Origin of the sequence: Streptomyces sp. NPDC007157, assembly GCF_040634235.1 — a bacterium.
Classification (GTDB): Bacteria; Actinomycetota; Actinomycetes; order Streptomycetales; family Streptomycetaceae; genus Streptomyces.
The window spans coordinates 81,282-94,501 of the sequence record NZ_JBEYFE010000009.1; the positions used below are offsets into that span (position 1 = coordinate 81,282).

Sequence of the window (13,220 nt, forward strand, 5' to 3'; positions counted from 1 at the left end):
GCCTTAGGACGTCCGTAAGCACCTTATGGACGACCTGAGGCCCCTTATGCGTGTCCGGGGTCCGGCGGCCGTCCGAAGATGCGGAACTCTCCCGATGTGGCGCACCCCCGGGGGAGACGACAGTGGAGGCATCGCGAGAAGCGAAGCCCAACCACCGTCTCTCACAGGGGAAACACCATGTTCGAGTTCGAACTCCACCAGGTCCGTGCCGCCGAACTGCGCCGCCAGGCCGCCGACGCCCGTCTGGTCCGCGAGGCCGTCCGCTCCCGCCGGGCCGCGCGCCGCGAGCAGGCGGCCCGCCAGGCCGCCGTGCCGGAGGAGGTCCATACCGTCCGCCGCGGCCGACGCGGGCTCCCGGGCACGGTGTGAACAGGGGGCCGGGCGGCACCGACCGCCGCCCGGCGGCCGAGGAAACGGCGGCCGGGAACACGGTCGCCAAGGACACGGCGGCCGAGGACACGGCGGCCGAGGAAAAGACAGCCGAGGAAACGGTCGCCAAGGACACGGCGGCCGGTAACACGGAGACCGGTGGCCGTACGGGGGTCGGCCACCGGTCTGCGGGACTGCTGTCGGATCGCACGCTGCCGGCCACACCGGCGGGTCGTATGACAAGCGGACCGGAGTTGTGGAAAACCGGTGCCGTCCGCTCCGAGGCGCATGCGATGCTCTGGCCTGTGGAAACCAGGTCCGTGAGTCCCGTGTTCGTAGGCCGCAGCGACGAGCTGGGGACGCTGACCGAGGCGCTGGCCCGTGCCGAGGCCGCCGAGCCGCAGGCGCTGCTGCTCGGCGGTGAGGCCGGGGTCGGCAAGACCCGGCTGGTCGAGGAGTTCGCCGCGGCCGCCTGCCGCCGGGGCGCGGTCGTCGCGCTCGGCGGCTGCGTGGAGATCGGCGCCGACGGGCTTCCGTTCGCCCCCTTCTCCACCGCGCTGCGCGCGCTGCGGGCCGCGCTGCCCGACGAACTGGCCGCGGCCGCCGCCGGGCAGGAGGACGAACTGGCCCGGCTGCTGCCCGAGTTCGGCGAGGCCTCGGCCGGCCGCCACGACGAGCAGGGCATGGCCCGCCTCTTCGAACTCACCGCACGGCTGCTGGAACGGGTGGCCGCCGAGCGCACGGTGGTCGTCGCCCTGGAGGACCTGCACTGGGCCGACGCCTCCACCCGCCACCTCCTCTCCTATCTGCTGCGCACCCTGCGCACCGGGCGGCTCGTCGTCCTCGCCACGTACCGCTCCGACGACATCCACCGCCGCCACCCGATGCGCCCGCTCCTCGCCGAACTCGACCGGCTGCGCACCGTCCGCCGTATCGAACTGGCCCGGTTCAACCGGGAGGAGGTCGGCCGTCAGATGGCCGGCATCCTCGCCACCGAACCCGACCCCGCCCAGGTCGACGAGATCTTCGAGCGTTCCGACGGCAACGCCTTCTTCGTCGAGGAACTCGCCGTCGCCTGGGCCGAGGGCTGCTGCACCGGGCTCACCGACTCCCTGCGCGACCTGCTGCTCGTGCGGGTCGAGGCGCTGTCCGAGAGCGCCCAGCGGGTCGCCCGGATCGTCGCCGAGGGCGGCTCCACCGTCGAGTACCGGCTCCTCGACGCCGTCGCCCAGCTCGCCGAGGACGACCTCATCGAGGCGCTGCGGGCGGCCGTCGGCGCCAACATCCTCACCGCCACGCCCGGCGGCGACGGCTACCGCTTCCGGCACTCCCTGGTCCGCGAGGCCGTCGCCGACGACCTGCTCCCCGGCGAACGCTCCCGGATCAACCGGCGCTACGCCGAGGCCCTGGAGTCGGACCCCGGGCTGGTGCCGGCCGAAGCGCGCGTGACCCGCCTGGCCAGCTACTGGTACCAGGCCCACGACCCGGCCAAGGCGCTGCCCGCCGTCCTGCACGCCTCCGTCGTGGCCCGCCGCCGGCACGCCTACAGCGAGCAACTGCGGCTCCTGGAGCGGGCGATGGAGCTGTGGGACCCCGCTCCCGAGGAGATCCGAGCCGCCCTGCGCCCCGTCGACTACACCGACGTCTACCCTCCCTGCGGCTGCGATCCGGCCACCACACCGCTGCGCTATCTCGACCTGATGGCGGAGGCCGCGGTCGCGGGCCGCTTCTGCGGGGAACGCGAACGCGCCCTGAAGATCACCAAGAGGGCGCTGCGGATGGTCGAGGACGAGGGGGACCCCCTGCGCGCGGCCTGGTTCTGGGTGCAGCGCTCCCGGCTGGTCCAGGACCTGGCCCGGGGCGACGGCTGGCAGGAACTCGGCACCGCCCAGGACCTGGTGCGCGGCCTGCCGCCCTCGGAGGTGCACGCCGATGTGCTGGCCAACGTCGCCAACTGGAGCATGCTCCACGAACCCGGCCCCGAGGCCTTCGCCGCCGCCGAACGGGCCGTGGAGTACGCGCGGATGGTGGGCGCCCGGGAGATCGAGCTCAACGCCCGCATCACCCTGGGCTGCCTCATGGTCGACGCGGGTGACCTCGAGAACGGGATGGCGGAACTGCGCCAGGTCAAGGAGACCGCCCTGCGCGAGGGCGCGGCCAATGTCGCGGGCCGCGCCTATGTGAACCTGCCCTCCGAACTGGACTCGGTCGGCCGCAGCGGGGAGGCGGTGCCCATCCTGCGGGAGGGCCTTGTCTTCGCCCGCAGGTACGGCCTGCTGGACTCCGAGGTGTGGATCTGGGGCAACCTCTCCGACTCGCTGTACGCGCTCGGCCAGTGGGACGAGGCCGCCGAGGCCGCGGCGGGCGCCCTCGGCTCCGCGGCCAGCGCCAAGCCCCGGGGCGCCGGCGCCCTGCGCCTCGCCAAGATCGCCCTCGCCCGTGGAGATGCCGCCGAGGCCGCCCGCCAACTCGCCGTCGCCCACGAGCACTACGGCACCCACGACCCGATGCCACAGGCGCTGCTGCCCGTCGCCCGGATCGCCGTCGGCGTCGCCGCCGAGGAGGGCCGGCTCCTCGACGCCCGCGCCGAGCTGGACCGCGCCCTGGACCGCGGCTTCCCGCCGGGCACCCAGCGCTACGGCTGGCCCCTGCTGCTGGCCGCCGCCGCCGCGGAGGCCGACGCCCGCGCCCTGCCCGCGGTGGCCGACGGCCGCGCCGAGTTCCTCGACCGGCTCACCGAGGCCGTCCGCAAGCTCACCACCGGTGCGCCCCTGTGGCTGGCGTACGAACGCTGGACCCGGGCCGAACTGCACCGCGCCCGGGGCACCGACACCGCCGCGCTCTGGTCCGACGTGGTCACCGACTTCGAGCGCCTGGACCGGCCCTACGACCTCGCCCGGGTCCGTCGCCGCCTCGCCCAGGTGCTGCTCGAAGAGGCGTCCGGCGACGACGGACGCGACCGGGCGACGGAACTGCTCCGGCTGGCCGGGGCGGTCGCCGGCCACCTGGGCGCCCGCCCGCTCGCCGAGGCCGTCGCCCTGCTCGCCCAGCGCGCCCGTCTCAGCCTCACCTCCGGCACCCCGCGCCGGGCCCTGGACCCCGCCGAGAGCCTCGGCCTCACCAACCGGGAACGGGACGTCCTGCGGCTGGTCTCGGCGGGCCGTACCAACCGGCAGATAGCCGAGGAGCTCTTCATCTCCCCGAAGACCGCCAGCGTCCACGTCTCCAACATCCTGGGCAAGCTCGGCGTCTCCGGGAGGGGAGAGGCCGCCGCGGTGGCCCACCGCCTGGAACTGTTCCCGCCGGAACGCGCCGACCGCACCGGCCACACGGACCGCACGGCCACCGCCGGTCAGCGCACCTGAAGCTCCAGGATCCGGTCGTCACCCGACTTCGGGCGGCCACGCCCGTCGGTGTTGCTGGTCACCAGCCACACCTTGTCGCCGCCCGCCGCGACGACCGTGCGCAGCCGGCCGTACTCACCCTTGAGGAAGGCCTGCGGTTCGGCGCCCGCGACGGTGCCCTTCAGCGGGATGCGCCACAACCGGCCGCCCTTGAGGCCGGCCATCCAGATCACCCCGTCGACGTAGGCGATGCCGCTGGGGGAGGCGTCGTCGGTGTGCCACTGGGCGATCGGGTTCACGTACTTGGCGTCGGAGGACCGGCCCTCCGCGTCCGGCCAGCCGTAGTCGCCGCCGGGCTTGATGGCGTTCAGTTCGTCCCAGGTGTCCTGGCCGAACTCCGAGGCGAACAGCCGCTGGTGGTCGTCCCAGGCCAGGCCCTGCACATTGCGGTGGCCGTAGGTGTAGACCGGGGAGCCGGGGAACGGGTTGCCGGGGGCCGGGTCGCCCTCCGGGGTGAGCCGCAGGATCTTGCCGCCGAGGGAGTCCTTGTCCTGGGCGAGACCCCGCTGCCCGCTCTCCCCGGTGCCGGCGTAGAGCATGCCGTCCGGGCCGAAGGCGATCCGGCCGCCGTTGTGGATGAACCCCTTGGGGATGCCCTTGAAGATCGTGTCGGGGGCGCCCAGCTGCTCCCCGGCCGGTTTGCTCCGGTCCCAGAGCATGCGCACGACGCGGTTGTCGGAGGCCGAGGTGAAGTACGCGTAGATCATGTGGTCCGAGGCGAAGTCGGGGGAGAGCGCGATGCCCAGCAGACCGCCCTCCCCGGCCGCGGACACCCCGGAGACGGCGCCCAGTTCCGTCTTCCTCCCGGTCTTCTGGTCGACCTTGCTGATCGTCCCGTCGTCACGGTCGGAGACGAGCAGTCCGGACCCGTCCGGCAGCGGCGCGAGCCCCCACGGCGACTTCAGTCCCTCGGCGACCGTGCGCACCACCTTCACCGACCCCGTCGCGGGCGCGGCCGACTCGCTCGCCCCGGCGGACGCGGAGGAACCGTCGGAACCCGTCGACGACCCCCCGGCCCAGGACGGCGCGGGCAGATCCTCACCGCCGCCCCCTGAGGAACACCCCGCCACCAGCAGGAGTCCGGCCACGGCCAACACGGCCGGCACAGCACGACGTCGCACGATCATGGTCCCTTCGAGACGGCCCCCCCGGCTCCTCCTACCGACGCTAGTACAGCGCCCCGTCAGGGGCGCGGGGAACTGCGCGACCAGCCACAACGGCGCGGCAGTGAACCACCGGCCGATCACGGCCATGGCATCGCTAGTCCCAAGAGCCCTGCGCGGCAGGCAGCCCGCCCAGCTCCCCCAGATCCCCCGCGGTCAGCCGCACATCCACCGCCCCCGCGTTCTCCGCCGCCCACCGCCCCCGCTTGGTCCCCGGCACCGGAACCACATGCCGCCCCCGCGACAGCACCCACGCCAGCGCCACCTGAGCCGCGGTGACCTCCTCCCCGTGCCGCCGGGCGACCCGCCGCAGCCCTGCCACGATCGGCTGGTTGGCCGCCATCATCTCCGCCGTGAAGCGAGGGTGCCGCGCCCGCACGTCGTCCGGTTCGAAGCCCTCGCCCGGCGTGAGCGTGCCGGTGAGGAAGCCGTTGCCCAGCGGCATCGCCGCCAGGAAACCCACACCCCGCGCCTCGCACCACGGCAGCAGCGCCTCCAGCGCCTCCGGCGACCACACCGACAGCTCCGCCTGTACCGCGCTCACCGGAAACACCTGCTGCACCCGCTGCAACTGACGCAGGGTCGCGTCGTGCAACCGCGCGCCGGACCTGCGCCCCCCGCGCGCCCCCAGGGCGCACAGCCCCAGCGCGCGCACCTTCCCCGCCTGCACCAGCTCTGCCATCGCGCCCCAGGTCTCCTCGACGGGGACCTCGGGATCGGCGCGGTGCAGTTGGTAGAGGTCGATGACGTCGGTCTGCAGCCGCCGCAGGGACGCGTCGCAGGCGCGCTTCACATAGCCGGGCCGGCCATTCGCCACGATGTGCTGGTCGCCGACCAGCAGACCCACCTTGGTCGACACGAAGGCCTCGGCCCGCCGCTCCTTGAGCACCCGCCCCAGCAGCAGCTCATTGGTGAACGGGCCGTACATGTCAGCGGTGTCCAGCAGGGTCACACCCACGTCCAGCGCCCGGTGCACCGCCCTCACCGACTCGTCACCACGCTGCCGCGACCCGCTGTAGGCCCAGCTCATCGGCATGCACCCGAGTCCGACGGCCCCCACCGCGAGCGCCCCCGCGCCGATCGTCCTGCGCTCCACCAGCTCGTGAACCTCCTTCTAGAGCCCCCAACCTAACCTCTGCGCGCGCACTCCCTGACATAGCCTCCTGGCATGACCCAAGACGCATGGCTCCCCATCCCGCTGAAGGAGTTCCAGGAGCTCCCCGACGGGCTCAACTACCTCTTCTGGGACGGGGACCAGGACTTTCCCGGTGATCCCGCCGACTGCGCCGTGTATGTCGTTCCCTACACGAGGCCGCAGCAGGTGCGAGCGCGGCCGCTGCCGGAGATGCGCAACCTGCGCCTCATCCAGACCCTCACAGCCGGTGTCGACGACATGATCGCGGCCCGCGCCCTCATCGTCCCCGGCGTGCCGCTGTGCAACGCGCGCGGGGTGCACGAGGCGAGCACCGCCGAGCTCGCGCTCACCCTGACCCTGGCGTCCCTGCGCGGTGTCCCGGGGTTCGTGCGGGCCCAGCAGCAGGGGCACTGGGAGGGCGGCTTCCACCCCGCCCTCGCCGACAAGAGCGTCCTCATCGTCGGTTACGGCGCCATCGGTTCGGCCATCGAGGACCGGCTCGTGCCGTTCGAGGTTGCGCGGGTGGCGCGCGTCGCGCGCTCCGGGCGCGCCTCGGCGCGCGGTCCCGTGCATCCGCTCACCGAACTGCCGCAACTGCTTCCGGAAGCCGATGTCGTCATCCTCGCCACACCGCTCACGGACACCACGCGTGGCCTGGTCAACGCGGAGTTCCTCGCGCGGATGAAGGACGGCGCACTGCTCGTGAACATCGCGCGCGGGCCCATCGTGGACACCAAGGCGCTCCTCGCCGAGTTGGAGAGCGGCCGCCTCACCGCCGCCCTGGACGTCACCGATCCCGAGCCGCTGCCGGCCGGACATCCCTTGTGGCAGGCGCCCGGCGTGCTGATCAGCCCTCACGTCGGCGGCCCCACCTCGGCCTTCCTGCCGCGCGCCAAGCGGCTCGTCACCGACCAGTTGAACCGCTTCGTGAACCGGGAGCCGTTGCGAAACGTGATCCTTACGACGGGATCCACCGACAACTGACAATCGAAGCAACACGCGTGTAATCCGCTTCCGGTACGGTCCGCGACCTTCCGGGCGCGGTGGGTACGCGTATAGCCGCTGGTCGTCACGGAGCGTAGAGAAGCTATGTCCCTGAGTGACGAGACTGGTGTATCGTCCCGACAGGGGCTGCGCCGCGCACCGTTCGGCGCCGGGGATGGACATTTCAGATTTGTGAGGGGGGCGACGGGCGATGCACGGCCTATGGACGAACGATCCGACGCGGCGGAGCCGCCGGCGGCGACCCTGGCGCACAGCTGCGCGCAGACGCGGCCACCACACCAGCCATCACCACCACCGCAGCCACGGCGGACGCAAGAGGCACGCTCACCCAGCGCACCGGGACCCGGGCGCGACGCGGACCGGGAGCATCCGGTGACAGCGCCGACGCCTGTGCCGACCGCCCTCCCCGGAGCGCTGCGGGCCCAGCCTCCGGCGGGAATGCCGAACTCCCGGCCGCCGGCCACCGGCTGCGGGACCGGCGTGGTCCGCCAACTCGTCCTGGCCCTGATCTGCGCGGGATACGCCGTCGGTTCCGCGTTCGACTGGGGCTCGAACCAAATCGCCCTGTTCATGGGCGACTTCGGCCTGACCGCGGCCGCCGGCACCGCCGCCGTGTCGTGCTTCTGGTACGCGCGCTCCCCGCGGGTCCGCTTTCGACCCGCGTGGCTGCTGTTCGCCCTCTCCTCGGCGATGGCGGCCCTGGGCAACGCGGTCTGGGGGTGGTACGAGGTCGTGCTCCAGCGGCCCGTGCCCAGCCCCAGCTACGCCGACCTGTTCTTCCTGTGCTTCGCGCCGCCCGCCATCGTCGGTCTGCTGGTCCTGGCCAAGCGGCCGATGACCAGGGCCGGCTGGATCTGCCTGGGGCTGGACGCCTGGCTGATCGGCGGCTCGCTGCTCACCCTGTCGTGGAGCCTCGCGCTCGCCCAGGCCGCCCGGCTCGACGGGCCCAGCGTCGCGCACACCGCGCTCTCGCTGGCCTACCCGCTGCTGGACATCGCCTTGGTCAGCATGGTGCTCGCGCTGCACTTCCGGCGCTCGCCGGGCAACCGCACCGCGGTGAACACCGCGATCGGCGCGCTCGCCCTGACCGTGATGTGCGACGCCCTGTTCACCTCGCCGCTGCTGCACAGCAGTTACCGCTCCGGCCAGCTGCTGGACGCGGGCTGGTTCGCCGGCTCGCTGCTGCTGGCGTACGCCCCCTGGGCCGCGCCACGGCAGACGGGGGAGCCCGAGGGGCACACCCGCGTGGTCCACGAGCACGTGCCCGGCGGACGGGCCACGGTGCCCAGGCAGGCGTCCGCCCCGGGGGGCGAGCACACCCGGTACCCGGCGGGGCGCCCCCTGGCCGGCTCGCTGGCCGCGCTCACCCCGTACCTGGCCGCCGCCGTGTGCACGCTGGGCATCCTCTACAACGTGCTCAACGGCCGCAGCCCGGACCATGTCGTCCTGATCACCGCCGGCTGTGTGGTCCTCGCGCTCGTGGTCCGCCAGGGCATCATGCTGCTCGACAACATCACCCTCACCCAGGAACTGGCGCATCAGGAGAACCACTTCCGCTCCCTGGTGCAGGGCTCCAGCGACGTCATCATGATCGCCGCACCCAACGGCATCCTCCGGTACGTCTCACCGGCCGCCGCCGGGGTCTACGGACGGCCCGCCGAGGAGCTGGTCGGCTCCGAACTGGGCAACCTCATCCACCCGGAGGACCTGGGCTGCGTGGTGCACGAGGTGCGCCGCTTCCTCGCCACCGGCCCCCTGGAGGAGGCCACCACCCGTATCGAGTGCCGTTTCCGGTCCGGCGACGGCGGCTGGCTCAACGTCGAGTCCACCGTCAACCGGCACCACGGCGGCCTCATCTTCAACAGCCGGGACGTGACCGAGAGAGTGCGGCTGCAGGCGCAGCTCCAGCACAACGCCGAGCACGACCCGCTCACCGACCTGCCCAACCGCGCCCTGTTCACCCGGCGGGTGCAGCAGGCCCTGTCCGGCCGCCGTTCCTCCGACCGGGGCCCCGCCCTGCGGAACACGGCCGTGCTCTTCATCGACCTGGACGGGTTCAAGGCCGTCAACGACACCATCGGGCACCAGGCCGGCGACGAACTCCTCGTCCAGGCCGCGCGCCGGCTCCAGGACGCGGTCCGTCACGGCGACACCGCCTCCCGGCTGGGCGGCGACGAGTTCGCGGCGCTGATCGTCGGAGACGGCACCCGTGACCGCAGTGCCCGGGAGCGGCACATCCTGGAGCTCGCCGACCGCCTCAGGACGACCCTCTCGCAGCCCTACGCCATTGACGGCAACGATGTCCGTGTCAACGCGTCCATCGGGGTCGCCTTCGCCGAACCGGGTCTCGGCGCCGGGGAGTTGCTGCGCAACGCCGACCTGGCGATGTACCGCGCCAAGTCGGCCGGCAAGGGCCGCGTCGAGCTGTACAAGCCGCAGATGCAGCAGGACGTCGTACGCAAGGCGGAACTGGCCACCCGGCTGCGGGCGGCGCTGCACGACGGCGAGTTCGCGCTGCTGCACCAGCCCGTGGTGTGCCTGGAGAGCGGCCGGATCGACTCGGTCTCCGCGCAGGCGCGCTGGCGCTCCTCCCAGGGGGTGCTGTTCACGCCCGCCGAGTTCCTGCGGGTGGCCGAGGACAGCGACAAGACCTCCGAGCTGGACCGCTGGATCCTCCAGGAGGCGGTCGAACAGGCCGCCGAGCGGGCCGCCAACGGGCTCGTGGTGCCGGTCGCCGTCCGGACGTGTGCCCGGCGGCTGCTCGACCGGTCCTCGCCGCTCGGCTCCGTGGAGGCCCTGCTGACCCGGCACGGGCTGCCCTCGGGGGCGCTGGTCCTGGAGCTGTCCGACACCGACCCCAGGATTCCGCTGGACGAACTGGAGCGGCGCCTGACCGCGCTCAGCCGGCACGGGGTGCGGATCGCGCTGGACGGCTTCGGCAGCGGCTACGCGGCGATCACCGCCCTGCGGAAGCTCCCCGTCGACATGCTCAAGCTCGACCGGAGTCTGGTCGAGGGGGTCGTCGAGTCGCCCCGGCTGCACAAGATCACCAGCGGGCTGCTGCGGATCGCCGGCGATCTCGGGCTCCAGTCGGTGGCCGAGGGCGTGGACCTGCCCGAGCAGGTCACGGCGCTGCGCACGATGGGGTGCACGCACGGGATGGGTATGGCCTTCTCCGGCCCGGTGGACGAGTACCGGCTGCGCCGGGCCCTCGGATCCGGCCACTATCCGCTGCCGCACGCACCGGCCGAGCCGGCGTTCGCGGGCGCCGCCGCAGGAGAACGGGCCATGGAGAGGGGCGCGGGGGTGTACACCGGTGGTGTGCCCGCGGTCGCCGGTGGGGTGACCGCAGGGTTCGGAGGCGGCAGTGCCCTTCGCTCACATAATGAGACTCCCGTCCCACCCACTTGACACGTGGTGCGCGTCAGAGGGAGGGTCAGTTCCATGCGCACCCGAATTCTCGTACTTGGACAGCGCGTCGGCTGAGCTGGGACCCACCGGAGAACGATCCGGAAACCCCAGCGACCACACCGGCGCGCTCCCCTCGCTTGCCTTTTGGCACGAGGGGTTTTTTGTTGCACCAGCACCAGACGTACGGCGGCAGAAATCCGTACGAACCTCGCAAAAACCCTCAGCATCGAGAAGAGAATGCCGATGACCGAGCAGGCCCCGGGGGCCCACCATCCGCAGCCGCGGCCCCGTTCCGGAGGACAGCAGTCCGCGCCCGTCGAGCACGTCACGGGTGCGAAGTCCCTCATCCGCTCCCTCGAGGAGGTCGGCGCTGACACGGTATTCGGTATCCCCGGCGGCGCGATCCTGCCGGCCTACGACCCGCTGATGGACTCCACCCGGGTGCGTCACGTCCTGTGCCGGCACGAGCAGGGCGCCGGTCACGCGGCCACCGGCTACGCGCAGGCCACCGGGAAGGTCGGCGTCTGCATGGCCACCTCGGGGCCGGGTGCCACCAACCTGGTGACGCCGATCGCGGACGCGCACATGGACTCGGTGCCGCTCGTGGCGATCACCGGGCAGGTCGCGTCCTCCTCGATCGGCACGGACGCCTTCCAGGAGGCGGACATCGTCGGCATCACCATGCCGATCACCAAGCACAACTTCCTGGTCACGAAGGCCGAGGACATCCCCCGGATCATCGCCCAGGCGTTCCACATCGCCTCCACCGGCCGTCCCGGCCCGGTGCTGGTCGACATCGCCAAGGACGCCCTCCAGGCGAAGACCACCTTCTCCTGGCCGCCGGTCATGGACCTGCCCGGCTACCGCCCGGTGACCAAGCCGCACGCCAAGCAGATCCGCGAGGGCGCCAAGCTGATCACCTCCGCGAAGCGGCCCGTCCTGTACGTCGGCGGCGGTGTCCTCAAGGCCGGCGCCACCGCCGAGCTGAAGGTCCTCGCCGAACTCACCGGAGCGCCCGTCACCACCACCCTGATGGCGCTCGGCGCATTCCCCGACAGCCACCCGCTGCACGTGGGAATGCCGGGCATGCACGGTGCGGTCACCGCCGTCACCGCGCTGCAGAAGGCCGACCTGATCGTCGCCCTCGGTACCCGATTCGACGACCGCGTCACCGGCAAGCTGGACAGCTTCGCCCCGCACGCCAAGATCGTCCACGCCGACATCGACCCCGCGGAGATCGGCAAGAACCGCGCCGCCGACGTGCCGATCGTCGGGGACGCCCGCGAGGTCATCGCCGACCTGATCCAGGCGGTGCAGAAGGAGCACAGCGAGGGCCACCAGGGCGACTACACCGCCTGGTGGAAGGACCTCAACCGCTGGCGCGAGACGTACCCGCTGGGCTATGACCTGCCCGACAACGGCTCGCTCTCCCCGCAGCAGGTCATCGAGCGCGTCGGGCAGCTCGCTCCGGAGGGCACGATCTTCGCGGCGGGCGTCGGCCAGCACCAGATGTGGGCCGCGCACTACGTGCAGTACGAGAAGCCCGCCACCTGGCTGAACTCCGGCGGCGCCGGAACCATGGGCTACGCCGTCCCGGCCGCCATGGGCGCCAAGGCCGGACAGCCCGGACGGACCGTCTGGGCGATCGACGGCGACGGCTGCTTCCAGATGACCAATCAGGAACTGACCACCTGCGCCCTGAACAACATCCCGATCAAGGTCGCCATCATCAACAACGGCGCCCTCGGGATGGTCCGCCAGTGGCAGACCCTCTTCTACAACCAGCGGTACTCCAACACCGTGCTGCACTCGGGTCCTGACGACGTCAACCCGGACGCCCGCGGCACCCGGGTCCCCGACTTCGTGAAGCTGTCGGAGGCCATGGGCTGCTACGCGATCCGCTGCGAGTCCCCGGACGACCTCGACAAGGTCATCGAAGAGGCCAACTCCATCAACGACCGCCCGGTCGTCGTCGACTTCATCGTCCACGAGGACGCGATGGTGTGGCCGATGGTCGCCGCCGGCACCTCCAACGACGAGATCATGGCCGCCCGGGACGTCCGCCCCGACTTCGGCGACAACGAAGACGACTGAGCGAGAGAGACGTAGAAGACCATGTCCAAGCACACGCTCTCCGTCCTGGTGGAGAACAAGCCGGGCATCCTGGCCCGGATCGCCGCGCTGTTCTCCCGGCGGGGCTTCAACATCGACTCGCTGGCCGTCGGCGTCACCGAGCATCCCGACATCTCCCGCATCACGATCGTGGTGAGTGTCGAAGCCCTGCCGCTGGAGCAGGTCACCAAGCAGCTCAACAAGCTCGTCGAGGTGCTCAAGATCGTCGAACTGGAGCCGGGTTCGGCCGTTCAGCGGGAACTCGTTCTGGTGAAGGTGCGCGCCGACAACGAGACGCGCTCCCAGATCGTCGAGATCGTCCAGCTGTTCCGCGCCAAGACCGTCGACGTCTCCCCGGAGGCCGTCACCGTCGAGGCCACCGGCAGCAGCGAGAAGCTGACCGCCATGCTCAAGATGCTGGAGCCGTTCGGCATCAAGGAGCTGGTGCAGTCCGGCACGATCGCGATCGGCCGCGGGTCCCGTTCGATCACCGACCGGTCGCTGCGCGCACTCGACCGATCTGCGTAAGGCTGGAAACGGACGGCCGACGGCTGTCGGCCGCCCGTATGCCGAGACCCCGAAACTTCCCTTCAACCCGCCGTCATACGGTGGGACGCACCA

Annotated in this window: 8 protein-coding genes; 6 read left to right on the plus strand and 2 right to left on the minus strand. The window is 71.9% G+C overall.

Annotated elements, in window-relative coordinates:
* Positions 1 to 177 precede the first annotated feature (177 nt).
* Both ABZ642_RS18490 and ABZ642_RS18495 read left to right on the plus strand, forming a co-directional pair.
* Positions 178 to 369, plus strand: coding sequence for a hypothetical protein (locus ABZ642_RS18490; protein ID WP_360484606.1), 192 nt, complete (start codon positions 178 to 180; stop codon positions 367 to 369).
* Between the two features lie 293 nt (positions 370 to 662).
* Positions 663 to 3,734 (plus strand): AAA family ATPase, encoded by a 3,072-nt coding sequence (locus tag ABZ642_RS18495; RefSeq protein ID WP_360485180.1) that lies wholly within the window; start codon positions 663 to 665, stop codon positions 3,732 to 3,734.
* Here the strand turns inward: ABZ642_RS18495 and ABZ642_RS18500 are convergent.
* Positions 3,722 to 4,900 (minus strand): PQQ-dependent sugar dehydrogenase, encoded by a 1,179-nt coding sequence (locus tag ABZ642_RS18500; protein WP_360484609.1) that lies wholly within the window; start codon positions 4,898 to 4,900, stop codon positions 3,722 to 3,724. The two genes, ABZ642_RS18495 and ABZ642_RS18500, sit on opposite strands and share 13 nt — an antisense overlap.
* A 133-nt stretch (positions 4,901 to 5,033) precedes the next feature.
* On the minus strand, positions 5,034 to 6,032 hold the full coding sequence (locus ABZ642_RS18505) for an aldo/keto reductase (RefSeq protein WP_360484612.1): 999 nt from the start codon (positions 6,030 to 6,032) through the stop codon (positions 5,034 to 5,036).
* A 72-nt stretch (positions 6,033 to 6,104) separates the two neighbouring features.
* On the opposite strand from ABZ642_RS18505, the gene ABZ642_RS18510 reads away from it, so the two are divergent.
* The 4 genes from ABZ642_RS18510 (at position 6,105) to ilvN (ending at position 13,127) form a co-directional block, all read left to right on the plus strand.
* Positions 6,105 to 7,055: a 2-hydroxyacid dehydrogenase gene (locus tag ABZ642_RS18510; protein ID WP_360484615.1), complete on the plus strand. Its 951-nt coding sequence runs from the start codon at positions 6,105 to 6,107 to the stop codon at positions 7,053 to 7,055.
* Positions 7,056 to 7,448: 393 nt separating this feature from the next.
* Positions 7,449 to 10,487: an EAL domain-containing protein gene (locus ABZ642_RS18515; RefSeq protein WP_360484618.1), complete on the plus strand. Its 3,039-nt coding sequence runs from the start codon at positions 7,449 to 7,451 to the stop codon at positions 10,485 to 10,487.
* A gap of 243 nt (positions 10,488 to 10,730) precedes the next feature.
* Entirely contained in the window at positions 10,731 to 12,581 is a 1,851-nt protein-coding gene (locus tag ABZ642_RS18520; protein ID WP_360484621.1) for an acetolactate synthase large subunit, read from the plus strand.
* A gap of 21 nt (positions 12,582 to 12,602) precedes the next feature.
* A complete protein-coding gene (ilvN, locus tag ABZ642_RS18525) occupies positions 12,603 to 13,127 on the plus strand; it encodes an acetolactate synthase small subunit (RefSeq protein ID WP_360484624.1) in 525 nt (174 codons plus the stop codon).
* Positions 13,128 to 13,220: the final 93 nt, after the last annotated feature.